Source organism: Streptomyces sp. NPDC017940, assembly GCF_044328435.1.
Classification (GTDB): domain Bacteria; phylum Actinomycetota; class Actinomycetes; order Streptomycetales; family Streptomycetaceae; genus Streptomyces.
Genome location: NZ_JBIRHJ010000003.1, coordinates 435285 through 459122 on the forward strand (window position 1 = coordinate 435285; position 23838 = coordinate 459122).

General features: G+C 69.6%; 18 protein-coding genes and 3 pseudogenes. 3 read left to right on the forward strand and 18 right to left on the reverse strand.

The window, feature by feature from the left end; all coding sequences use genetic code 11:
• Positions 1 to 47 precede the first annotated feature (47 nt).
• Positions 48 to 809 carry an isoprenyl transferase gene (locus ACH4DX_RS12040; protein ID WP_030562729.1) on the reverse strand — a complete coding sequence of 254 codons (762 nt, stop codon included), beginning with the start codon at positions 807 to 809 and terminating at the stop codon, positions 48 to 50.
• A gap of 455 nt (positions 810 to 1264) precedes the next feature.
• Here ACH4DX_RS12040 and mgrA point away from each other — a divergent pair, with 455 nt between their 5' ends.
• Complete coding sequence (mgrA, locus tag ACH4DX_RS12045; protein ID WP_398120173.1) at positions 1265 to 2302, forward strand: L-glyceraldehyde 3-phosphate reductase; 1038 nt, start codon at positions 1265 to 1267, stop codon at positions 2300 to 2302.
• A 1034-nt stretch (positions 2303 to 3336) separates the two neighbouring features.
• Here mgrA and ACH4DX_RS12050 read toward each other — a convergent pair.
• The 14 genes and pseudogenes from ACH4DX_RS12050 to ACH4DX_RS12115 form a co-directional block, all read right to left on the reverse strand.
• Positions 3337 to 3657 (reverse strand): annotated as a pseudogene (locus ACH4DX_RS12050) (winged helix-turn-helix transcriptional regulator); the annotation flags it as partial.
• A gap of 99 nt (positions 3658 to 3756) precedes the next feature.
• The gene (locus ACH4DX_RS12055) at positions 3757 to 4533 is read right to left on the reverse strand and encodes a class I SAM-dependent methyltransferase (protein ID WP_398154979.1); all 777 of its coding nucleotides are present in this window, start codon (positions 4531 to 4533) and stop codon (positions 3757 to 3759) included.
• A 310-nt stretch (positions 4534 to 4843) separates the two neighbouring features.
• Complete coding sequence (locus tag ACH4DX_RS12060) at positions 4844 to 5524, reverse strand: OmpA family protein (RefSeq protein WP_398154980.1); 681 nt, start codon at positions 5522 to 5524, stop codon at positions 4844 to 4846.
• Between the two features lie 3 nt (positions 5525 to 5527).
• Positions 5528 to 6121 carry a hypothetical protein gene (locus tag ACH4DX_RS12065; protein ID WP_398154981.1) on the reverse strand — a complete coding sequence of 198 codons (594 nt, stop codon included), beginning with the start codon at positions 6119 to 6121 and terminating at the stop codon, positions 5528 to 5530.
• Positions 6122 to 6153: 32 nt separating this feature from the next.
• Positions 6154 to 6771, reverse strand: coding sequence for a pilus assembly protein TadG-related protein (locus tag ACH4DX_RS12070; RefSeq protein WP_398155259.1), 618 nt, complete (start codon positions 6769 to 6771; stop codon positions 6154 to 6156).
• A complete protein-coding gene (locus ACH4DX_RS12075; protein ID WP_398155260.1) occupies positions 6768 to 6971 on the reverse strand; it encodes a hypothetical protein in 204 nt (67 codons plus the stop codon). Before ACH4DX_RS12075 ends, ACH4DX_RS12070 begins: the two co-directional genes overlap by 4 nt.
• 230 nt (positions 6972 to 7201) lie before the next feature.
• A complete protein-coding gene (locus ACH4DX_RS12080) occupies positions 7202 to 7333 on the reverse strand; it encodes a hypothetical protein (protein ID WP_398154982.1) in 132 nt (43 codons plus the stop codon).
• Positions 7330 to 8220: a DUF5936 domain-containing protein gene (locus tag ACH4DX_RS12085; RefSeq protein ID WP_398154983.1), complete on the reverse strand. Its 891-nt coding sequence runs from the start codon at positions 8218 to 8220 to the stop codon at positions 7330 to 7332. Before ACH4DX_RS12085 ends, ACH4DX_RS12080 begins: the two co-directional genes overlap by 4 nt.
• Before the next feature lie 7 nt (positions 8221 to 8227).
• The gene (locus ACH4DX_RS12090) at positions 8228 to 9175 is read right to left on the reverse strand and encodes a type II secretion system F family protein (protein WP_398154984.1); all 948 of its coding nucleotides are present in this window, start codon (positions 9173 to 9175) and stop codon (positions 8228 to 8230) included.
• A gap of 192 nt (positions 9176 to 9367) precedes the next feature.
• On the reverse strand, positions 9368 to 10708 hold the full coding sequence (locus tag ACH4DX_RS12095; protein ID WP_398154985.1) for a CpaF family protein: 1341 nt from the start codon (positions 10706 to 10708) through the stop codon (positions 9368 to 9370).
• A 106-nt stretch (positions 10709 to 10814) separates the two neighbouring features.
• A pseudogene (locus ACH4DX_RS12100) lies at positions 10815 to 11132 on the reverse strand (TadE/TadG family type IV pilus assembly protein); the annotation flags it as partial.
• A 707-nt stretch (positions 11133 to 11839) separates the two neighbouring features.
• On the reverse strand, positions 11840 to 13462 hold the full coding sequence (locus ACH4DX_RS12105; RefSeq protein ID WP_398154986.1) for a CpaE family protein: 1623 nt from the start codon (positions 13460 to 13462) through the stop codon (positions 11840 to 11842).
• Positions 13463 to 13543: 81 nt separating this feature from the next.
• Positions 13544 to 14254, reverse strand: a complete 711-nt coding sequence (cpaB, locus tag ACH4DX_RS12110) for a Flp pilus assembly protein CpaB (protein ID WP_398154987.1) — start codon at positions 14252 to 14254, stop codon at positions 13544 to 13546.
• Between the two features lie 122 nt (positions 14255 to 14376).
• Positions 14377 to 15441 carry a hypothetical protein gene (locus tag ACH4DX_RS12115; protein WP_398154988.1) on the reverse strand — a complete coding sequence of 355 codons (1065 nt, stop codon included), beginning with the start codon at positions 15439 to 15441 and terminating at the stop codon, positions 14377 to 14379.
• A gap of 495 nt (positions 15442 to 15936) precedes the next feature.
• Between ACH4DX_RS12115 and ACH4DX_RS12120 the strand changes: the two are divergent.
• Positions 15937 to 16116 (forward strand): annotated as a pseudogene (locus ACH4DX_RS12120) (site-specific integrase); the annotation flags it as partial.
• Between the two features lie 471 nt (positions 16117 to 16587).
• Here the strand turns inward: ACH4DX_RS12120 and ACH4DX_RS12125 are convergent.
• Both ACH4DX_RS12125 and ACH4DX_RS12130 read right to left on the reverse strand, forming a co-directional pair.
• A complete protein-coding gene (locus tag ACH4DX_RS12125) occupies positions 16588 to 17397 on the reverse strand; it encodes a polymorphic toxin-type HINT domain-containing protein (RefSeq protein ID WP_398154989.1) in 810 nt (269 codons plus the stop codon).
• 182 nt (positions 17398 to 17579) lie between these two features.
• Positions 17580 to 21056 (reverse strand): RHS repeat domain-containing protein, encoded by a 3477-nt coding sequence (locus tag ACH4DX_RS12130; protein WP_398154990.1) that lies wholly within the window; start codon positions 21054 to 21056, stop codon positions 17580 to 17582.
• A 190-nt stretch (positions 21057 to 21246) separates the two neighbouring features.
• Here ACH4DX_RS12130 and ACH4DX_RS12135 point away from each other — a divergent pair, with 190 nt between their 5' ends.
• Positions 21247 to 22293: a chitinase gene (locus ACH4DX_RS12135; RefSeq protein ID WP_398154991.1), complete on the forward strand. Its 1047-nt coding sequence runs from the start codon at positions 21247 to 21249 to the stop codon at positions 22291 to 22293.
• Positions 22294 to 22373: 80 nt separating this feature from the next.
• On the opposite strand, the gene ACH4DX_RS12140 is transcribed toward ACH4DX_RS12135, so the two are convergent.
• Positions 22374 to 23705: an Nramp family divalent metal transporter gene (locus tag ACH4DX_RS12140; RefSeq protein ID WP_398120147.1), complete on the reverse strand. Its 1332-nt coding sequence runs from the start codon at positions 23703 to 23705 to the stop codon at positions 22374 to 22376.
• Positions 23706 to 23838: the final 133 nt, after the last annotated feature.

Consider the following 23838-nt stretch of genomic DNA (forward strand, 5'->3'; position numbering starts at 1 on the left):
CGCGTTGGTTAACTCCTGGTTACCGTGACCTCGTCAGGGCTTTCGGGTCATCCGCCGTAACGGCGGTGGCGCGCCGCGTAATCGCGCAGGGCACGCAGGAAGTCGACTTTTCGGAAGGCGGGCCAGAAGACTTCGCAGAAGTAGTACTCGGAGTGGGCGGACTGCCAGAGCATGAAGCCGGACAGGCGCTGTTCTCCACTCGTACGGATCACCAGATCGGGGTCGGGCTGCCCACTCGTGTAGAGGTGCTTGGAGATCTGTTCGACGTCGACGCTCTCGGCGATGTCCTCGATGGAGGTGCCGCGCTCGGCGTGGTCGAGCAGCAGGGAGCGTACGGCGTCGGCGATCTCCTGGCGGCCGCCGTAGCCCACGGCGACGTTGACCAGTATCCCGGTGCGGGTGTGCGTGGCCTGCTCGGCCTCCTTGAGCACGGCCTGGGTGCGGGAGGGGAGCAGGTCGAGGGCGCCGACGTGGTGGACGCGCCAGCGCCCGTCGTCGACGAGGCTGCGGACGGTGTCCTCGATGATGCCGAGGAGCGGGACCAGCTCCTCCTCGGGGCGGTCGAAGTTGTCCGTGGACAGCATCCACAGCGTGACGACCTCGACGTCGGTCTCGGCGCACCAGCCGAGGAACTCCTCGATCTTGTACGCGCCCGCCTGGTGGCCCTGGGCGGTGGTGCCCCCCGAGGCCTTCGCCCAGCGGCGGTTGCCGTCGAGGATGACGCCGATGTGCTTGGGCACCTGGTCGTGGTCGAGGCGGCCTTCCACCCGGCGTGCGTAAAGTCCGTACACCAGGTCGCGCAAGCTCACGGAATTCCACCTCTCACGAAAGTTGACCGCTGCCGCGGGGGCCGGCCTGCCGGGGGTCCGGGGGCGTGCGGACCTGCCCCCGGGGACGCCGGGAGACACACCACAGGTGTCGGTCCCCGCGCACGGACGGCAGTCCCCGAAGGCGAAAGCGTACCGCTGCCGGAGGGGGCCCGTTCCCCATGTACCGGGCGGGTGGGGGGCGGCGCCCGCGCTCGGCTGCCGTACGCGAGCGCCGTACTCGGTCGCCGTACTCGGAGACGCTCAGGAACCGCTCGCGGCTCCATGACGGGAAACGTTCACGGACACGTTCACTGATCCGCTGACGACTCGTTCACCGATCCGCGCACGACTCGTTCACTGATCCGCGCACGACACGTCCGCTGATCCACTCACGGACACGTTCGCCGACCCGCCTACGAACACGTTCGCTGATCCGCTGAAGTAGCTTCGTCGTCATGAACGACACCTCCGCGTACCGCGCAGCAACGGATCGTTACGACTCCATGGAGTACCGGCGCAGTGGCCACAGCGGTCTGCGACTGCCCGCCGTCTCCCTCGGCCTGTGGCACAACTTCGGTGACGACCGCACACTCGACTCCCAGCGCGCCATCCTGCGTCGCGCCTTCGACCTGGGCGTCACGCACTTCGACCTGGCGAACAACTACGGTCCGCCGCCCGGCAGCGCGGAGCTGAACTTCGGCAAGCTCTTCGCCGACGACTTCGCGCCGTACCGCGACGAGCTGATCGTCTCCACCAAGGCGGGCTACCTCATGCACCCCGGCCCGTACGGCGAGTGGGGCTCACGGAAGTACCTGCTGTCCTCCCTGGACGCCTCCCTGGAGCGCATGGGCCTGGACTACGTAGACATCTTCTACTCGCACCGCTTCGACCCGGACACCCCGCTCGAGGAGACCATGGGCGCGCTCGCGTCCGCGGTCCAGCAGGGCAAGGCGCTGTACGTCGGTGTCTCCTCGTACACCGCCGAGCAGACCGCCGAGGCGGCGCGCCTGCTGCGTGAGATGGGCGTACGTCCGCTCATCCACCAGCCCTCGTACTCGATGATCAACCGCTGGACCGAGGACGACGGCCTGCTCGACACGCTGGAGGAGGCGGGCATGGGCTGCATCTCCTTCGTGCCGCTGGCCCAGGGACTGCTGACGAACAAGTACCTGAAGGGCATCCCGGAGGGTTCGCGCGCGACGCAGGGCAAGTCCCTGGACCCGGACCTGCTCAACGAGGAGGTCGTCCGCCGCCTCAATGGCCTGAACGACATCGCCGTCCGGCGGGGTCAGTCGCTGGCGCAACTGGCTCTGAACTGGGTGCTCCGCGACGAGCGCATGACGTCGGCGCTCATCGGCGCGTCCAGCGTGCGGCAGCTGGAGGAGAACGTGGCGGCGCTCGCGGGGCCGAAGCTGACGGACGCGGAGCTTGCGGAGATCGACACGTTCGCGGTGTCGACACCGGGGACGAACATCTGGGCCGGCCGGGGCTGACGCCCTCGGCGGCCCCCCGCCCTTCCGGCCGGGGCCTCGTCCGTTCCGCCTGATGGGGCGGTACGGGGGCCCGGTCGGGGGTGTGGGGTACGGGGAGCTGCCGGGCAGCGGTGCGGGTGCGGGCGGGCCGCGGCGCGGGTGCGGGCGGGCCGCGGTGCGGGCGCGGGCGGGCCGCGGTGCCGGGGCTGCCGGGCTGGCGGGGCGTGGTGGGTGCGGGCGGGTGCGCGTGGGCACAAAAAACGGGCCGGTCCGTGGGGGGGGAGACGGACCGGCCCGAGGGGGGGTTTCCACCATAACCCTTCGTAAGTGGTTCGGGGTGCATCGGCGTGCCACAACTACGCTCCGAAGTCGCGCGGCGACTGACCGACCCTGTCCTCCCGCCGGGTTTCGGCCCTGGCGGCGGGATTCGACCGCGGCGGCCGATACTCCTGAAGGGTGACGCGCGGGGGGGCGCGGACTTGACGCCGGCGCCGCTACCGGGCGCCGCTGCCCCGGCGCCAGGGGGCACGCTGGGCCGCGCAGCCCCCTCCACTGCGCGGCCCCGTCCGCGCAGCTTTGCTGGCGCGAATTAGCGTTGGTCTGAACTTAGGGGACCGTGGCGGGGGAATCGAGCCATGGGAGGTAACGATCCCGCTAAGCGGGGGCGGAGAGTGGTTCCTGGGGCGGTGCGGTTCGGGGCCCTCTGGGGTACGGGGCCCTCTGGGGTACGGGGCTGTCCTTGTGGCGGCGTGGTGCGCGGGGGGCTTGGGGAGCGGGGGGAGGTCCCCTCAGGGAGCCGTCGTACCACCGACCGCAGCCACGCCCGCGGCGCCACGTACCGCCGCGGGACGCGGAACGACCCGTGCCGCTTCGACGACTCGCCGCGCGGGCCCGCCCCCGCCCGCCTGCTCAGCCGGGGTCCGCGAAGCCCGCCGGGCCGGGTCCTGCTCAGCTCGCTTCGCTTCCCCCGCCCTCTTCGCCTGCTCCGCCTCGTCCGCCTTCTTGGCCTTGGCGGCCTGCTCCGCGGCCGCCTTCTCGGCCTGTCGGGCGACGAGCTGCTCCATGTGCTTGTCGCCCCAGCGGCCGAGGGGCCCGAGCGCCTCGTTCAGGGTCCGGCCGAGTTCGGTGAGGGAGTACTCGACGCGCGGCGGGACCTCTCGGTACACCTCGCGGTGGACGATTCCGTCGGCCTCCATCTCGCGCAGCTGCTGGATCAGCACCTTCTCGCTGACGCCGGACACGTGCCGCCGCAGCTCACCGAAGCGGAACGTCCGGCCCGCGTAGAGCGCCCAGAGGATCAGGGGCTTCCACTTCCCGCCGACGACGTCGACGGCCGCGTCCAGGCCACAGACGTACGGCCCCTTGCCCTTGGCCATGTCCCACTCCTCGTCCCCGTGGTGCCCTGCCGGGGCACCCACTTCCCACAACCAACGGACGAGCCCCGCGAGGAATTCCTCGGTGGGCCCACGGCATGCCTACCGCTTGCGGGCGTCGAAGAGATGCCGGGTGCTGTGGGCGACGAACGCCCCCTCGTCCTGAATCCTTTGGTGCAGTTCACGCAGCCGGGGGCGGTGGGCGTCGACGGTGAAGCCGGGCACCATCCACACGACCTTGCGGAGGAAGTGGACGACGGCGCCGATGTCGAGGAACTCCATGCGGAGCCGCTCGGCGCGCAGTTCGACGACGTCGAGCCCGGCGGCCTCGGCGGCCCTGCGCTCCCCCTCGGGATCCCGCGCGCCCCTGACGTCCGCGGGCTGCTCACCGAGGAAGAACTCGACGAGCTCGAAGACGCTGGCGGGCCCGACGTGCTGGGCGAAGTAGGTGCCGCCGGGCCGCAGGACGCGGGCGATCTCGTCGAAGTGCGGGGTGACGGGGTGACGGCTCGTCACGAGGTCGAAGGCGGCGTCGGCGAAGGGCAGCGGCGCGTCCTCGGGCGAGGCCACGACGACCACCCCGCGGGGCCGCAGCAGAGCGGTGGCCTTGGCGACGTTGGGGGGCCAGCCCTCGGTCGCGGCGGCGAGGGGCGGCAGGACGGGCGCGGAGCCGAGCACCTCCCCGCCCCCGGTCTGGATGTCGAGCGAGGCACAGGACCGCCCGAGCCGCTCCCCCATGGCCCGCGCATACCCCCACGAGGGCCGCGCCTCGGTGGCCCTCCCCTCGAACCACGAGAAGTCCCACCCCTCGGTGGGCACGGCTTCCGCTTCGGCGACGAGGGCGTCGAAGTCCTGGGGGCGGCCGGAGGCGATGCGCATGCGCCGATCGTACGAAGCCAACCGCTCCGTCGCCTCCGCATATCGCCACATCGCCTCGCCCTCGACGCCTCCGCACGTCACCTCGCCCGCGACGCCACCGGACACCGGCTAGCCATTGACGCCTCCGAGCGTCGCTTCACCCTTGCCGCCTCCGAAGATCGCTACCGCGTGGGTCCCGGACACATGTCCCGCCTTGAAACGCGTGTACGTGGACGTGTCCACCTTCAGACACCCGAAGCCGGGGAAGCGTCGGTGCCGTCCGACCAGGCCTTGAGCGCCGCGGTGACCCGAGCGGGCGCCGTCGGCTGCTTCAGGACGACGCCCCCTCCACTCCCACCCCGCCATCCCCTGCCCCGGCAGCCGGCCCCCCGCCCCGCGGGAACGACACCTCCACCCGCCGGTTCTTCTTGCGGCCCTCCTCCGAGCCGTTGTCCGCGATCGGATAGTCCTCGCTGTAGCCGCGCACGGCGTACGTGACCTCCGGGCCCAGGTGGGAGGCCAGCTCGTCGTGGACGGCCTCGGCGCGGTCCTTCGAGAGCTTCTTGCCGTGGCTGTACGAGCCCAGGTTGTCCGTGAAGCCGAAGACGCGGACGTCCGTCGCCTTCTGCGCCTTCGCCTCGTCGGCGATCGCCTTGATGCGCGCGCTCGCCTCCGGGTTCAGCTTGGGGCTGTCCTTGGGGAAGAGGACCTCCGCCTGCAACGCGAACTTCACGTCCGTGTTGGTGTCCTCACGGCGTTCCGCCCCTCCCATGTCCTCCACCACGGACTTGATGTCCAGGACCTTGGCGGGCGCGAGGGTGGCACCGTCGGCCAGCTTGAGACCGGGGCTGTTGGAGTCGACCTCGGGGGGTGGGGAGGTGGTGGTGCTGCCCGGGGGGGCGCTGGGGTCTTCGTCGTCTGCCCAGGCGGGGGTGGTGGGGGCTAGCAGGAGAAGTGCCGTAAGAGTTGTCGTCACGACACGCGTTCGAGGGCGGGAGCCTGGACGGGCCATGGGTCACTCGCCCTCAGAGATCTCGATGGGTGCCGGTGGCATCGACCCGACTTGGAAACTGACCTTGGTGACACCTTCGGGCGGTGCCGGGAACTGGGCGAACCAGTCGACCGTGCTTCCTGCGTCGACGCCCCCCGCGAACTTGGTGCAGAGACAACGGCCGCTGGTGTCCCTCAGGACGAGATACCTCTTCTTGCCCTTACCGTCCAAGAGGTTCGCACCGGCGATCGAACCACCGTTCTTGCGCAGCTCCTGCTCCTCGCCACGCCAGTCGCCGCCGGTCCACAGGTCGCTCGAAGTGTTGGTCACCGTGCCTGAGACAGTGACAAAACCTCCCCCGTCCCGCACCGCCGAGTTGACCACGAGCGTGACTCCATCACCCTTGGCCTCGGCGAGCGCCTGATCGTCTTCGGGCGCCGCCGACTCCCCCTGTTCTCCTTCCGTTGCTGCAGCGGAGGACGAGGACTTGTCCTTTCCGGACTTCGGTTCGTCATCGTCGCCACCGCCGCCGCAACCGACCACCACGAGGACCAGGCCGGTCGTGATCGCCACCGCGGTCATTGCCCTGTGGGCCTTCATGGTGCGCCGAACGTTCATCGCTACGGCTTCCTTTTCTCGATGCTCACTTGTCAGTCGGCCAAGTGGACGCTGAACATGTCGGGCGGGTCAGGGAGGTCTGCCAGGTCGAAGTCGTCCGGGTCGACCACGATCGGATCATCGATGCCTTCGCAGGTGAACTCCACGGCCTTCTCCGGATCGGCGGACGAGTCCGGTTCGCAGCGCGGCTTGATGATCGCGGTGGCACCGGCCTTGGCGTGCTTGGACTCCGTCCCCGGGATGATGGAATCGCCGACGGTGTAGTTCGTCGTGACCTGGGCGCGCCAGCCCGGATACCCGTTCCTCTCGGTTGCGAAGAGGTCTGTCACCGTGGCGTCGTTCTCGGCCGCGAGTGAGTCGGCCGCAGCTTGGGCTCCACCATCGCCGAGCAGGTCGCCGCTGAGCCAATCGAGCCACTCGTCGCCGTCCCCGTTCTCGATGGCGAGCCCCAAACCCTCCATCAATTCGTCCCTGGACTCCTGGGCGGCGGCCAGGGCAGCCGCGTCGGCGGCCGACTGGGCGCCGTTTCGTGCGGAGGCTGCCTGGGCGAAGGCGAAGAACGCCAACGCGACGAAGAGCAGGATGCCTGTCACCCAGATGTAGATCGGGAGCGTCGACCCCCGGTCATCTACTTGACTGCTGGGCGTCAGCCACCGATGACGTCGCCGACCGCGCTTCCGATGGCCTGCGAGATCTTGTTGTCCAGTGCCAGTCCGTCGATCAGTGTGTAGATTCCGGCGATCAAGATCATCAACCCCGCATACTCCACAAACCCCGCGCCCCGATCCCTCTGCGCGCCCCGGACGCGTGCCCCAAGCTCCACCGTCCACTTCACCCACGCCCCCAGCAAGCGTTCCTTCAGCACGACGGACGACCTTTCTCTCCCACCCGATACCGCGACCTTCACCGACGCCGCTGTTCTCATGGGCAACGTACGCGACAACACGTATCTCGGCAGCAACTCCGCGCGACCGATGCGGCTTCGGGTGCGCCCGATGCGCAAGTTGGCGAGTTCCCTTCCCCTTCCGCAAGGCCACCATGCACCCCCTTGAGCCCGGCCACCATTTGTTTCGCCGGATGTCACCCGGCTTCGTACGACACCACCAACTCATCCAGGTCATCGGCGACATATGACACCGGCGAGTGGTCGCACAGGTCGACCGTCGAGTTTCCGGCGGTACCGAGCCCGGTCGAAGTCGTACGCCATCTCATTTCCCCAGAATCGAACCGAAGTCGGAGCCAGACCCGAGGAACATGCCGGACGCGATGAGGATCATCGTGGCCGGGAGCATGAAGACGAGCGTCACCATCGTCGCCTTGGGGATCGTCTTCGCGGCGCGGCGGCGGGAATTCTGGGCGTCCGTACGGCGCATGTCGGTCGCGAGTTGGATCAGGGTCTCGGCGATGGGGGAGCCGAGTTCCTCGCCCTGTTGGAGGGCCGAGACGAACTGGGCGACCTGCTCCGAGGAGTTGCGTCTGCGCAGCTCGTCGAAGGCCTGGCGGCGGCTGACGCCCATGTCCATCTGACGCAGCGTGATGCGCAGTTCGTCCGCCCAGGGCCCCTCGTACTTCTCCGCGACGCGGTCCAGCGCCTGCCGGAAGCCGAGCCCCGCGGAGACGACGACGGCCAGGACGTCGAGGAAGTCGGGGAGCGTACGGTCGATGACCTCGCGGCGTTCGCGGATCGCCTGCCAGATCAGGGCGTCCGCGGCCACCGCGCCGAAGACGAACGTCATGACCGCGAACAGCGGCTGGCCGTTGGTGAGGAAGATCAGGCCCAGGACGATGCCGAAGGCCCCGTACACGGCCCGCCGTGCCGCGTAGCGGTCGATGGTGAGGCCGCCCGGATTGCCCGCCATGTCGATGCGGCGGCGCTTGGCCGTGACCCGCCGGGGACCCATCAGGCGCAGCACGAGTGGCGCGAAACGCATGCCGAGGCGGTCCACCGCGCCGCCCGCCACCGAGACGCGGGACGCGCCGACCTCCAGGGCCACCGCGAGGTCGGCAGGGAGCTTCGCCTCCGCCCGGTACATGCGGATGCCCTGGGCGGCGCCGGCCACGGCGAGGCCCATCAGGGCGGCGAGCAGGAGTGCGGTCATGGCGCGCTCACACCTCGATCTTTCCCAGGCGCCTGATCACGAAGAAGCCCACCGCGTACAGGCCCAGCGAGATCAGGATCAGGGTCTGGCCGAGGGGAGAGCCCGTCACGCGCTCCAGTGCGCCCTCGTTCGAGGAGTTGATCAGCAGCAGGGAGCCCAGGCCGAGGAGCGGGACCGTGAAGGCCGTCGCGTGGACCTCCGACAGCATCGTGCGGACCTCCCGCCGGGTCTCCTTGCGGTCCTCCAGGGTCTGGGTGAGGTTGCGCAGCGAGTTCACCACCGAACCGCCCGCCTTGTTGGACAGGACCAGGGTGGTCACCAGCACTATCAGCTCCCTGGAGGGCAGGCGCTGGGCCAGTTCCTCCAGCGTGTCGTCGATGGAGCGGCCGACGGTCAGCTGGTGGGCGACGTGGGAGAGTTCCTCGCCCGCGGGCGCCTCGAGTTCCTCCGCCGCCATCGCGAGCGAGGTGCGCAGGGCGAGGCCCGCCGCCGTGGCGTTGGCAAGGATGCGGGCGACGTCCGGGAGCTGGTTGATGAACGCCTCGATGCGCTTCTGCCGCTGCCAGTTGAGGAAGATGACGGCGCTCCACACGGCCACGACTCCGGCGATGGGGCCGAAGAAAGGGGCCAGGGACGCGGCCGCTATCAGCCACAGCGCCGCGACGACCGCCATGACGTACGTGAAGAACTCGCCGGGCGTCAGGTCCAGGCCCGTCGCGGAGAGGCGCAGTTGCAGCTCGCGGCCCAGGCGGGTGCGGCGCAGCCTGCGGTCGACCGCCGTGAAGCGGCGCACCCGGCCGCCCTCCAAGGCGGGGCGGGCACCGCCGTCGGCCGCGAGGCGGTTCTCCAGCGCCTGGCGCTGGGCGCGCCCGGACGCGTACGTCTGGAGTCCGGCGACGCCCAGGGTGCCGGTGAGGAGCGTGGCGCCGAGCGCGAGAAGCGTGGGGTTGTTCATCGGCCGGTCGCTTCCCTCGTGTCCCTCGCGTCCCTCGTGGCCCTCGTATCCGTCGTGTCCCTCGTGGCCCTCGTATCCGTCGTGTCCCTCGTGGCCCTGTCCGATACGGCGTTCATCGGCCGGTCGCTTCCCTCGTATCCCTCATGCCTCTGTCCGGCACGGCGTTCACATCTCCGTCCAGTACGGCGCACATCAGCCGATCGCCTCCCTCGTGTTCAGTACGTCGACGGCCTCCGCGACGCCGTACGCGGGTGGCACCGGCTCCCCCGCGACGTACAGCCGGTCGGCGACGGGCCGTGGCAGCGGCAGGTGCTCGAAGTAGCCGTGGACGACGCGGTCCGGGCCCGCGGGGCGCGGTACGAAGCGGGTGACGGGCGCGATGCGGAACTGCTGGCGGCCGTGGCTGACCAGGAGCACGATCTCGGCGACCCTGCGGGAACCGTCCGCGTGCCGGGCGAGTTGGACGACCACGTCCACCGCCGAGTTGATCTGGTCGCGCAGGGCCTCGAAGGGAACCTGGACCTCCGACATGGAGCCGAGGGTCTGGAGCCTCGTCAGGGCGTCCTCCGCGGTGTTCGCGTGGACCGTCGCGAGGGAGCCGTCGTGGCCCGTGGACATGGCCTGGAGCATGTCGAGGGTCTCGCCGCCGCGGACCTCGCCGACGATGATGCGGTCGGGGCGCATCCGCAGCGAGTTCCTGACCAGGTCGCGGATCGTTATCTGGCCCTTGCCCTCGACGTTCGGGGGCCGGGACTCGAGCCGGATCACGTGGTCCTGCTGGAGCTGGAGTTCCGCGGAGTCCTCGATGGTGATGATGCGTTCGTGGGCGGGGAGCAGACCGGAGAGCGCGTTCAGGAGGGTCGTCTTGCCGGAGCCGGTGCCGCCGCTGACGATGATGTTGAAGCGGGCGCGTACGAAGGCGGCGAGCAGCATCAGCATGTGCTCGTCGAGCGAGCCGAGGCCGATGAGTTCGGGGAGCGTGTACGCGCGCGGGAAGCGGCGGATCGTGAGGGTCGCGCCGGTGAGGGCGAGCGGCGGGATGATGACGTTGACGCGTTCGCCGGTGGGCAGGCGGGCGTCGACCATGGGGTTGGACTCGTCGACGCGGCGGTTCACGGTGGAGACGATGCGTTCGATCGTCTGCATCAGCTGATCCTCGGAGGCGAAGCGGAGGGGCAGCTGCTCCACCCTTCCGGCCCGCTCCACGAAGATCGACTCGGGGCCGTTGACCATGATCTCCGTGATGGAGGCGTCGGCGAGCAGCGGTTCGAGCACGCCGAGTCCGAGGGCCTCGTCGACGACCCGGCGGACCAGGTGGGCGCGCTCGGCGGAGGAGAGGACCGGGCCCTCGCGGCTGATGATGTGGTTGAGCACGCGCTCCAGGCGCAGGCGGCGGTCGGGTGCCGCGAGCGACGACATCTCGGCGAGGTCGATCTCTTCGAGCAGTTTCGCGCGGTACGTGGCCACGAGGCCGTCGTCGCGGCTGGGGGCGGTGGTTTCGGCGGGCGACGCGATGCGGGCTCGCAGACTCATGGGGTCAGCCTCCTGTCCCGGGACCGGGACCGGTACCGGTACCGGAACCGGGGCCCGTGCCGGAGCCGGGGCCGGAACCTGTGCCGGGGTCGCCCGGGGCGCCGGTGTCGTCGTTGGGCATCGTCGCGGACTTCTCGACGCTCCAGTCGGTGTCGACGAAGGGGAGCAGGGTGGGGACCTGGACGGTGACGGTGGCGGTCGTCGTCTCACCGCTGCCGTCACCGACGCTGACGTCCGCTTCGAGCCCGGAGTCCATGGCGGCGTGCCCGGCGGCCTCCCCGCCCCCCTCGCCCTGCGAGGCGACGCGGGCCGCGGCACGGGCACCGGATCCGGCCTGGTTCGCGGCGTAGCCGACGAGTCCGAGCTGGATGGCGGCGAGGCCGATGAGGAGGAGGATGGGCAGGAACCCGGCGAACTCCAGCATGGAGACGCCGGTGTCGTCGTAGCGGCGCCGGCGGGGGCCCCTGCGGGGGGCTGCCGGTGCCGGGGCCCCTCGCCGGCGGGCGCTCGCGCGGAGGGTGCCTCCCGGTCCCGGGGGCGTCTGCCGTCGGGCGCCCCCACGGAAAACACCTCCCACTCCCAGGGACGTCAACCGACGGGTACTCGCGCGGAGGGTGCCTTCCGCTCCCGGGAACGTCCGCCGACGAACGCCCCCACGGAAGACGCCTCCCACTCCCAAGGACGTCAACCGACCGGCACTCGCGCCGAGGGTGCCTCCCACTCCCGGGAACGTCTGCCGACGAACGCCCCCACGGAAAACACCTCCCACCCCCAGGGACGTCAACCGACGGGCACTCGCGCCAAGGGTGCCTCCCACTCCCGGGAACGTCCGCCGACGGGCGCCCTCACGGAGGACGCCTCCCGGTACCCGAGGTGTAGGCCCCCGGCCGAGCGCTCGATGCGGGGTGACGGGCGGGCGGGTGGGAGACCCGCCGCGAAGCGGCGAAAGCCGGCGCCCCCCGACAGGGAGCACCCCACGCAGTCCCTGGGCGCGAAGCAAGGGCAAGACCCCCCGGGGCAACTCCCGCTCCCCGGGCAAAGCCCCACCGCCCCGGGGCAACTCCCGCTCCCCGGGCAAGGCCCCACCGCCCCGGGGCACCCCCCGCCCCCGGGCCAAGGCACCCCCGCGCCTCACGGCGCCCCCTCGTACGCCGCCCCGGCCTTCGCCTCGACGGACCACCCCGTCTCGACCCCCGGAAAGAACAGCGGCACATCCACCGTCACGGTGGCCTCCACCACGTCGCCCACCGGCACGCAGGAGATCGCGGCACCCTGCCACGCACCGGGCAGATGCTCCCGCCCGGCCGCGTCGCAGGCACCGCCCGGGTCGCCGCCGGCCACGGCGTACGCGGCCGTCGCGGCCCGGGCCGCCTCGTCCGCCGCGTTCCCCGCCAGCGAGTACGTGTACCCGTACAGCGCGCACTGCCAGAGCAGCCCGATGACGGTGAGCACCAGCGGGAACATCCCGGCGAACTCGAGGGTGACCGCGCCCCGGTCGGACTTGCCGAGCCGCCGCGTGCCGCGCCCGCCCTTGCGCCCGTGGCCGCCGGCCCCTGACTCCCCCTCCACGAGGCCGATCTCCCCGGCGAGCCCCCACAGCGCCTGCTTGACGGTGGACTTGCTGTCGAGGTCCTGTACGCGGCCCGCGTCGACGGCGGCCTGGAGTTCCTTCGGCACGTCGGGGACCGAGGTGCGGGCGGCCCGGGTGCCGGTGACGCGGGCGACGAGGGCCGGCTGGATCTCCGCGCCCCGCGCCGCCCTGTTGAGGACCGTCACCGTCTCCTCGGCCTTGCGGATCTGGAGCCGGTCCCACAGCCGCACCATGCGCTTGGCGGCGCGTACGGCCACGACGTCGGGGGTCAGCAGGAGCACGGCCTGGTCGGCCGTCTCGATGGCGGTGGCGGTCGCGGTCGTGACGTACGTACCGCAGTCGACGACCACGACGTCGTACCGTCCGCGCAGCGCGTTGACGGTCTGCCGGGCGACGCGGTCGGTGATCTCCTCGCCTCGCTCGCCGTCGGCGGGTGCGAGGAGCAGTCCGACGCCGGACTCGTGCGCGTACACGGCGTCCTGGACGACGCGCGGCGAGATGTCGCTGATGGCGGCGAGGTCGGCGACGGAGCGGCGGAACTGTACGTCCAGGTACGAGGCGACGTCGCCGGACTGGAGGTCCAGGTCGAGCAGGACGGTGCTGCGCCCCGAGGCCTGCGCGGCCAGCGCGAGTTGGACGGCGGCGAGCGTGGTGCCGACGCCGCCCTTGGCGCCGGTGACGGCCACGACCTGCCCCCCGCCGCCCACCGCCCCGCCGGGGCCGCCCCCGTACAGCTCGACGGCGGTGGAGCCCAGGTGCCGGCGCATGCCCGTCGACCAGGCGGAGGCCGCCTGCACCCGCTCGGCGAGGGCGTCGTAGCCGAGGGGGAACGTGACGATGCCGCGGGCGCCGCTGTCCATGGCGGCGGTCAGGAGCGCCGGGCTGGTGTCGGCGGTGACGAGGACGACGCCCACCGCGGGGAAGCGCAGGACCAGGTCGCGGATGAGGTCGAGGGCGGGCACGGGCGCGATGCGCTCGTGTACGAGGACGACCTCGGGCAGCTCGTCGAGGGACTCCGCGGCGAGCCGGGCCAGGGTGTCGAGGAGGGCGGTGGAGTCCGGGACGGGCGCGGCGGGTTCGGCGTCCGGGAGCTGGGCGGCGAGGCCGGTCAGGGCCCGGGCCGCGTCCGGGTCGCCGACGGCGGGCAGGATGCGGGTGCTCACGTCCGGCCTCCCCGCGTCCGCACCCGTCGGCTGCGGCGGTACGAGGGAACGTCCCTAGGGCGGCTCATGCGGCGGCTCCCCTTACTTGTCCTCGTCCAGGGTGTACGTGCGGTCCCCGCGCGGCACATCCGCGTCACCCCCCTGTCCGACCAGGGCGAGCCGTACGTGTGAGGCGAACGACTCGGCGTACGCGACGCGTTGGGTGTCCTTGGTGTCCAGCGCGAAGGTGATGGGCACCGCTTCGGCGTTGCGGCGCCGCGAGCGGTCGTCGGGGTCGGCGTCGAGTGCCGTCAGCCTGCCCACGTCGATGACCTTCGCGCCCTCCACGATGACCTTCGACTGGTCGGAGCCCTTCTCGTCCTCGGCCTTGAAGGTGGCGTAGATGTTGACCGTCGAACCGGGAGTGATCTTTCCGGCGACCCCTGTCGCCGCGTCGATCATGATGGCGATCTCCTGCTGCCCGGGCTCCAGTCGGGGCCGCTTCACGATCATGTCGGTCTGGAGCAGAGAGCCCTTCCGCAGCTGCGTGACGGCGATCTTCCCGCGGATCTCGCGCAGATCGGTCACGGCGTTGTCGGACAGCCAGCGTTCGGGCATCTCCACCTTCGTGAACTGTCCGGGCTCCAGTGCCTTGTAGGGCGCGATGTCCGTCTTCAGCTCGTACGCCTCGACCTCAGGACCGACCTTGGAGTTCACGTCGCGGATCACCGAGAGCACCCCGGCGAAGGCGCCGAGCGCGCACAGGACCGAAAGGACAAGGAGGATGACTCCGCGGCGCTGGCGTGCGTTCATGGGCCGGACTACCTACCTCGTTCGTGCAGCGGGTGCGTGTGGCTACGGACGGTGAGCGGTGTGGTGCGCGGGTTGTCGGCGGTGGTGCCCGCGCGGCCGTGTGGGCCGGTGGGCACGGGGCCCTAGGTGGCGCCTCTGGGCAGGGCGCGCACTCCGGTGGCCGCGGGCCCTTCGCCGCCGGGGTCGGCGGCGGGCGTCCGCTCGGCCGGGGCCCGCTCGGCCGGGGCCCGCTCGGCCGGGGTGCGTTCCGGCGGCGGGAGCAGTGGTGCCGCGCAGAAGGCGCAGCGGTCACCGATGAGTTCGAGACCGCACCAGCGGCAGTCCTCCCTCCGCACGGACGACACCAGTTGGTAGAGCACGGAGATGTCCGGGATGGCGGCGGCGAACTCGACGAGTCTGCCGGTGGCCCACCAGCGGGCCGACTCGCCGGGGAGCCGCACGTCGGCGCAGTCCTGCACGTTCCACGCGGGCGCGAGCGTGTCGACGACCCAGTCGGGAGCGAGCTGCCCGGCGGCGTACAGCATCTTCGTACTGAACGCGGGCCCGGCGAGCGGCGCGTCACCGCTCGCCTTGCCTACCTTGACCAGCTCGGGCCGGGGCGTCGCGAGGACGGCGAACTGTGTGCCGGGGACCCAGGACTTGGCGTGCGACTGGAGGGTGACGGGCACGCGGTCAAGCCTGGCGACGGAGCCGAGGAGGGCGCCCGCGTAGATGTAGTGACTGAGGAGCCGGGCGGCGCACGCGAGCACGCCCGGGCTGAAGTCGCAGACCGACAACTGCCGTAACTGGAGCGCGAGTACGGCAAGGCCGAGCGGTGGCAGCTCGCTGCGCACGATGGCGATCCGGTCGGTCTCCAGCACGGAGCGGACGGTGTGGAGGCGGTGCAGGACCGCGGGTGGTGCGGAGGCGGGGCAGAGGACGATGACGTACCCGTGGTACTCGATGAGGGTGTGCGCCTCGGTGAGCGCCTGCTCCAGGGAGTACGCGGCGCTCCCCTTGCCTCCCTTGCCCCCCTTGGCACCCTTGGCCCCCCGGGTGCCGATGCCCTCGATGGCCCCTGCGGCACCCTTGGCCCCCGCGCCGCTACCGGGACGGGCGACGCCCTGGAGGACGGCGGCGGTCGGGGTGTGCCGGTCGGGCGAGGGCAGCACGAGATCGGGGCTGGTGACGGCTATCGCGGTCGGCATCCCCACACCCCCGGTCCCGGTCCCCAGGCTCCCGCCCGCACTCCGACGGTCACCTGCACCCTGCGCGCACGCAGGATCACGCGCGCCTCTGCCTGTGCACCATATCCACGCAGGGCCCCGGCCAACACCCAACTTCCCACTGTTCACCTACGGGTTGTCGGAACGCCCCGGCTTCTGGGACCCACGCCCCACCACCAGATCCCCTCGCTCGCACCCTGGAACCCCACTGCCGTCGCCCCTGTCCCCGTGTGATGCCCGCGGCTCTACTCCTATAACAGGGCGACGATCTGGCCGTCATCAAGAACTCCTTCGACCACGCCCGCATCGGCGTCACAGTCGGTGTCTACGCCCATATCAGACTCCGACGCCAAGCCATCAACAACCTCGGCAACACGCTCAGCACACCACAGAGATGCACTGACGAACCGTCCGCCACGATGACCGTCCACTGACGTTGCCTTCACGGTTGCCGTCAAGGCACAGCGGAAGTTGACGTATCAGACCTACTGGCTCAGCAGCGTCGCCATCCACCGACTCCGCGAGAACACCCACACCCGCTACGCCGCCTGCGTCCGCCTCCACCTCATCCCCGACCTCGGCACCAAGAAGGTCGCCCGCCTCACCGCGAAGGACGTACGCACCTCTCTCGACCGACTCCGCACCACCTGCCAGTGCCCACTGCGGCCGCCGTCCGCTGACGTTGCCGTCACCGTTGCCGTCAAACGCCCTGGAGGCCCGGTCGGAATCTTCTCCGTCCGGGCCTCCAGGCTTTTGCGTAAGCAGAGCGCTATGCATGTTCCATTCGACTGATCCATCGCTGGCATACGTCAACGGTGATCGGCTCGAATAGTTCAGGACTCGACACCTCGAAGAGGAATTGAGTCAAAATCTCAACGTCCACTTCGTCGATCTCGACACGCTCCAGCATGTGAATCGCCCCAGCCCATCGTGGCAATTGTAGAACGTCTAGCTCTCCGGAGGTGCATCGCTCCAGAACCTCTCTTACCGCATCACGATCCAAGCGGACAGACGGCCCCTCGTGTCGATCGCATCGGTTAGCGGCGTCGATCAGGCCATCCAGCGATGATTCCCAACCAAGCAGGCTGGTCAGAGCTTGGCAGGTATCCGACCCCATGGACCTCACCCTCACTTGAACTTGATGTGAGCAATGCTGCCATCAGGAAGGAAGGTCGTCTTGTAAGCCAACTCCGTGACCCCTTCAGAATCTACTCGCTTCCGATACATCGCGTACGACCTGGGAACCCTTCCGGGGACCTTGTAGTAGAACTCCGCACCACCTCCAGGGAGGCGAACGATCTGTGGAATTTCGGCATCCCCTGGACTCTTCTTCATGAAGCCGGTGAGGCTCTTTCGCAACGCTGGCGACAGATCATCGACACCCGTAGTGGCCGCAACCTTTTCACCTCGTGTCAGGTTTGTGCCGCAGGCCCCATTCGAATTATGCACGAGGACCGGAGTCTGCCCCGCCAGCACATAGTACGTGTGAATGCCCTCGACAGTGAGGTTGTACGTACGCGCACGCTGCGTGAAAGCGCGGTTCTTGGTGACGGTGACCGTGTCGCCGTCGTTGGTCCGCAGGGTCATCCCCGGCTTCAGTTCCGCTGCCCCGAGCCAGCGGTGTTCCGACGGGGACCAGAACGGGTGCTCGTAGGTCGCCTTCAGCCGCTCGACGCCCTGGTCGGTAGCGATGAACAACTCGTTGAAGCGCTTGTCGCGGTCCGTGACGATGAGATGGGTGACCTTCCTGGGGCCGGTCTCCCCCGTCTCCGGGTCGGTTGCCAGGACCTTGTCGCCGAGTTCGACGTCTTCGATGTTCTTCGTCGCACCGTCGGCCATGAGCACATCAGTGCCGGCCAGGAAGCAATTGCAGTCCGCCTTCTTCAGCCGCTTGAGCGTCTTGACCGCCTTCAGCGCCTTGGCCCAAGGAAGGTCCATGGCCGCGTTGCCGCACTGACTACTGAGGCCACGCTGGTTGAAGCAGGTCTTCCACGCCTGTACGTCAGGCAGGACGACCGCCTTGATGAAGTCCAGAGCACCGAACGACGAGGAGTCGCTCGGGCCCTACTTGGGCAGTTCACCCGTGGTGCAGTAGGTGGCAAGCCCCGATCCCATGCATTTCAGCCCGGTGCCACCGCCGGAGGAGGTGTGGCCGCCGCTGCTCGTGCGGGCAGTACCACCACCGCCACCGCCACCCCCCCTCCGCCACCGAAGGAGCCGGGACCCGGGCTGATGACACCTCCAGGCCAAGGGCTACTTCCGCCACAATCCCAGCCGATGATGGGGTTACTGGGGCAGTGTCCACCGCCGCCCCCTCCACCGCCGCCACCGCCACCACCGCCACCACCGCCACCATCTTTCACATGGCAGTAGTCATCGGCGCAGAACTCCAGGCCAGTGGGGTCACTAAATGTGACAGGACTGTTGTTCGCATAGGCGTAGCCGTTGAGGGACTGATTCTGCGCAGGGCTCAGGAGGGGGTCCACGCTGATGAACTGGGCGATCGCCGGGTCGTACTCGCGTGCCCCGATGTGTGTCAGGTCCGTCCCCCGGTCAACGGGTTTGCCCAAGAACCCCTTGTCGTCCGGCCAGGCCGGGGATTTCGCGCCGCGCGGGGTCCCGAACGGCGACGTGTACCGCTTCGTCACCGCGTACGTCGTCGCGTCCAGAGCGATGCTCGACGTGCCGTGGTGGTCGGCCGCCAGGAAGCTGAGTTCCGTTTCCGCCGTACCGCTCGTGCCGGTACGGACCGCGATGGTCTGGTCGTTCGCCGTGTAGTAGCGGGTGCCGGCGAGGGTCTTCTTCGTGCCCTTCGTCGTCAGACGGACTTCCATGCCGCCGAGGTAGAGCACGGTGTCACCGTCGCCCTTGGCCCGGCGGATGAGGAGTGCACCGTCGGCGTCGTACAGGTAGCTGGTCTCCGACGTGCCTTCGAGGGCCTTGGCCAGCTTGCCCTCGGGACTCCACGTCAGGGTCTGCCGGTCCTTCGGGCCGGGGCGCTTCGTCGTGTTGCCGGTCTTGTCGTACTCGTACGTGGCAGCGCGCGCGCCGGTCGTCTTGGTGAGCGGGTGCGGCTGACCCTCCGGCGTGCCGTAGTCGTACGTCGTGGTCTCGTCGTCACCCGTCGTCTTGTGCTGGGTCTCGGTCTTCCGCTGACCTGCTTCGTTGTAGGTGTAGGACGTCCAGTAGGGGGCCGCGCCCTCGATGTTGGACTTCGTGCGCTTCGCGGTGGCGCAGTCCGCCGTCTTCGGAGTCCAGGCCTCGGTCAGGCGGCTGTAGCCGTCGTACGCGAAGCACTGGTAGTCGGGTTTGCTCGTGCCGCCCTGCGTCGTGGCGTCGAAGATCGACGTGACGTTTCCGGCGTCGTCCCTCTTGAATTTCAGCTCCTGCGGCATATAGCCGTGCACGTCGTCGGTGACGTAGGAGCGAGTGAGGCGACGGGTGCCCGCCTCGTAGTCGTAGTTGAGGTAGGCCTTCTTCTCCGCGCTCGCACCGCTCATGCCGAGCGTGAGCTGGCGCAGGTCGCCCTGCGGGGAGAACGCGGCCTCGTGGAGGTAGCCGGTCGTCCCGTCCAGGCCGGTCTGCTGGCCGGTGGCGTTGTACTCGTAGCCGATCGTCTCGGCCTTGAGGCCGCCGGCCGCCGGCTGCGAGGCCTGGCTGATCGTGCCGTCGAAGCGGTACCCCGTACTGAACGGCAGCTTCTGCGGGACGCCCGCCTTCACGAGGGGGTCGCTGTCGGGCAGGCTGAGCTCGCTCTCCTTCACCTCGTAGAGAGGGGTGTAGGAGGTGACCTTCTGGGTGTACGCCTTTCCGGTCAGACCGCCGTCGTAGCGGGTGGCCGTGTCCTGCCGGCCCTTGGCCAGGTCGTCGTACGTCCACGCGGCCAGCTTGTGGTTGTCCGTCTTGTCCGTGTGCCACATGCCGGTCCTGCGGCCCAGGTCGTCGTAGCCGTAGAGCAGCTGCCGGTTCTCGTCGTCCTTGGCGGTCAGCGGACGGTCGAGGACGTCATACGTCGTCGTGGTGACGCCCTTGTCCGGGTCGTCGGCCCTCACCTGGCGGCCGAGCAGGTCGTAGGCGTAGGACCACTTGGCCTTGTCCGGGCCGGTGATCGTCTCCTGCTGCCCACCGGGGGTGTAGGTGAAGCGGGTGCTCGTGAAGTCGGTTCCGGCGGGCTTCGGGCTTCCGTACTCGCGGCGCAGCACGACCTGACCGCGGGCATCGGTGACCTCGGCCGTGGCCTGGCCGTCCTCGGGGGCGCTGGTGGCCACCGAGTCACCGGTGTACGCCGTGGTGGTCGTCCAGCGCGGCACGCCGAAGTTCTTGGTGACGGACTTGGTGGCGCGGCCCGCCGCGTCGTACGTCGTGTCGGTCTGGAGGGGGGCCTGGCTTCCCTCGGTCTGCACGGGCTCGCCACTCGGGGCCGACGTCTCGTCCCAGGTGTCGCCCTGGCTGCTGACGGCGAGACCGCGGTCGTCGTAGAGCGTGATACCGATCAGACGACCGCCTGTCGGCGTCGGAGTCTGCGTCTGGCGGGAGCGCAGCAGGGAGTCGTAGAACTCGTACGAGGTGTTGTAGCCGGAGCCGTCACCCTTGAGGGTGCCGGTGGACACCCAGGACATGGCCTTGCTGGTGACCTTGTAGTCGTAGACATGGTTGGGGGTCTTGTCGAGGACCCGGAGCCGGTTGGGCAGCCAGATCTGGGTGGTCCGGCCGAGACTGTCGTACGTCGTCTCGGTGATCCTGTTGTTCGGGTCGGTGACCTTCTCCGGTGCCCCGGTGGCGAACTCGACGTCCGTGGTGACCTTGTGGCCCAAGGTGTTCGTCACGCTGCTCGACGTCAACGGGCCGGAGGCGGCCGGCGTGTAGCTGGTCCTCGCCGTCGTCAGGCCGTTGGTGTCCTTCACCTCGGCCGGGCGCCCGAGGGTGTCGTACGTCGTCGTGGTGGTCCTCTGCCAGGACGCCACATTGTCGCTGCCGTACCCCTTGGCCCTGCCGGTCCAGGTGGGCTGGCCCTTGGTCGGCTTCAGGGAGGACATCCACTTGGTGGCGTCGGGGTCGTCGTACACGGTCGCCGTGTCGCTCACGACATCACCGGGCTTGTCGGAGTCGGCGGGCAGGTCCAGGTCCGCGACCGGGGTCGAGCAGGGCTTGGCGACCGTACGTACCCGGGACGCCAGGGCGTTGAGACCCTTGTCGTCGTTGCGGGCGTACCAGGTGCGGGTGCACGTCTCGTCGCCCGTTGCAGCACTGTCGCCCTGGTCCTCGACGGCTTCGGCCATGCCGTACTCGTCGTAGGTGGTCTTGGTGGTGCGCACCCGGTCGCTCGGCTCGGAGCCGCTGGTGACGCGGGTGCGGGCGTGGGACGCGGCCGTACGGACGTAGTACGCCTCCGTGTCGGCGTACGACTTGTGCTGTGTGGCCGTGCGCTTCGACCAGGGGTCGTTGATCGTCGCGGAGACCTCGGTGTCGCCGTTGTACGTCACCGTCTCACGGGCGAAGCCCGCGTACTGGTCGGCGTCGGTGATCTCCGCCGCCTTGATGCCGTCGGCCTTGGCTGCCTTGCGCTTGTCGGGATCCGGGGTCTTGCCGTCCGGCAAGACCTGGCCAGTCGGCACCCGTGCGGCAACAGCGCGCACTCACTCTGAGCGATCCCCCGACACCCCCGCCCCACCCCCACCCCCCGCCCAAACCCTTGACAACCCCAATGGTCTGGACCAGTTTGTACGACCAGCGGTGGCCACCGTTTTCGGCTCTCCTCCCTCACTTCCCCCCACACGGAGGCAGAAGATGGACCGCGCACGCACGAAGAGAAGTGCTCTCGTCGGTGGGATCGCCGCGCTGGGGCTCGCGTTCGCCGGGCTCGCGACCGGGGGTACCGGTGCCGCGGACGCCGCGGATGCCGTCGGCTCCGCCGGGACCTCGGGGGCTTCGGCCGTCGGGGCCCGTGCCGTCCCCAAGCACGCCGTCACCGGCTACTGGCAGAACTTCAACAACGGCGCGACCGTGCAGAAGCTCAGCCAGGTGCAGAACCAGTACGACATCATCGCGGTGGCCTTCGCCGACGCGACCGGTACGCCGGGGCAGGTGACCTTCAACCTCGACTCCGCCGGGCTCGGCGGGTACACCGTCGCCCAGTTCAAGGCCGACATCAAGGCCAAGAAGGCCGCCGGCAAGTCCGTGATCATCTCGGTGGGCGGTGAGCGCGGCGCCGTGGCCGTCAACAGCTCCGCCGCCGCCACGAACTTCGCCAACTCCGTCCACAGGCTGATGCAGGAGTACGGCTTCGACGGCGTCGACATCGACCTGGAGAACGGGCTCAACTCCACCTATATGACGCAGGCCCTGAAGTCTCTCGGGCAGAAGGCCGGGCCCGGCTTCGTGCTGACCATGGCGCCGCAGACCATCGACATGCAGTCCACGAGGAACGAGTACTTCAAGACCGCCCTGAACGTGAAGGACATCCTCACGGTCGTCAACACGCAGTACTACAACAGCGGGTCGATGCTCGGCTGCGACGGCAAGGTCTACTCCCAGGGGTCCGTGGACTTCCTGACCGCCCTCGCCTGCATCCAGTTGGAGGGCGGGCTCGCGCCCTCCCAGGTCGGCATCGGGACGCCCGCGTCCGCGCGCGGCGCCGGCTCGGGGTATGTCTCCCCCACCCTCGTCAACAACGCCCTGAACTGCCTCGCCAAGGGCACCAACTGCGGCTCCTTCAAGCCGTCGAGGACCTACCCGGGCATCCGCGGCGCCATGGCCTGGTCCACCAACTGGGACGCGGCAGGCGGCAACGCCTGGTCCAACGCCGTCGGCCCGCACGTCCACGGGCTGCCGTAGGCCCCCCCGCTCCGCAGCGCCGCGGCGCCGCCGCTCCCCCGGCGGCGCCGCGGCGCGGTGGGGCAGTGCGGCGGTGGGGCCTAGAAGAAGCTGCCCCAGTCCTGGTCCGTGATCTGCTTGACGGTCAGGATCAGGAAGAGCAGGCCCGCGATCAGCAGCATGCCGTTGCTGAGCCAGCCGTTGCGCCACTCGCGCGGAGTGCGCTCCGAGTTGAGCAGCCAGATCAGGGTCAGGGCGAGGAACGGCATGAAGGCCGCGCCCAGGACCCCGTAGATGATGATCAGGCGGAACGGCTGGCCCTCGAACAGCAGGATCATCGGCGGGAACGTGAGCCACAGCAGGTACGCGCGGAACGGCACCGACTTCTCACGGGCCCCGGAGGCCACCTCCTGGCCGGTCAGGGCCGTGCTGTCGGCGCCCACCCGCGTCTTGCGGTAGCGCTCGACGAAGTCCGCGAACATCAGGCTCACGCCGTGCCACACACCGATCAGCGAGGTGAAGGACGTGGCGAAGAAGCCCACCAGGAACAGCTTCGCGGTGGCGTTCCCGTACTCCTTCTCCAGGATGTCGGAGAGCTGGACCAGGCCCTTGTCGCCGCTCGCGATGGCGACGTTCGTGGAGTGCAGCATCTCGGCGCCGACGAAGAGCATCGCGATGACGAAGATGCCCGTGGTGATGTACGCGACGCGGTTGTCGAGCCGCATCACCTTCATCCAGCCGGTGTTCGTCCAGCCCTTGGCGTTGACCCAGTAGCCGTACGCCGCCAGCGTGATGGTGCCGCCGACGCCGCCGATCAGGCCGAGGGTGTTGAGGATCGAGTCCTTCTCGTCCGGGACCACGGGGAGCAGGCCCGCGAAGGCGTCGCCGAGGTTCGGGGTGACGCGGATCGCCAGGTACACCGTCACCACGAACATGACGCCGACCAGGACCGTCATGACCTTCTCGAAGACGTCGTACTTGTTGAACCAGACGAAGACCAGGCCGACGAGCCCGCTGAGGATCGCCCACCACTTGAGGTCCATGACGTCCGGGAACAGCGCCTGTAGTGGCAGCCCCGACGACGACATCGCCGCGGCGCCGTAGACGAAGCCCCACACCACGACGTAGACGACGAAGAACCACGTCGTCCAGCGGCCCAGGCTCGCCCAGCCGTCGAAGAGCGTGCGTCCCGTCGACAGGTGCCAGCGGCCCGCGGCCTCCGCGAGGGAGATCTTGACGACGCAGCCGAGGACCGCGGCCCACAGCAGGGTGTAGCCGAAGTTGCTGCCTGCGATCAGCGTGGCGACGAGGTCACCGGCGCCGACACCGGTCGCGGCGACGACGATGCCGGGACCGATGTACTTCCAACTGGACTTGCGGGGCGCTGAGGCGACGTCCCCGGATTCGGTGGATCCACCCTTGGTTTCGGCCATGCGATCAAGAAAGCGTAAAGCCTCCTGGCGCACAAGAGGTCGTACCGCCGTACGCGAACTGGCCCGCGGGGGAGGCTCAGACGGCTCAAAGGGGCCATTGACCGGAGCATGCCAGGCCGCGACCATGGGCCAG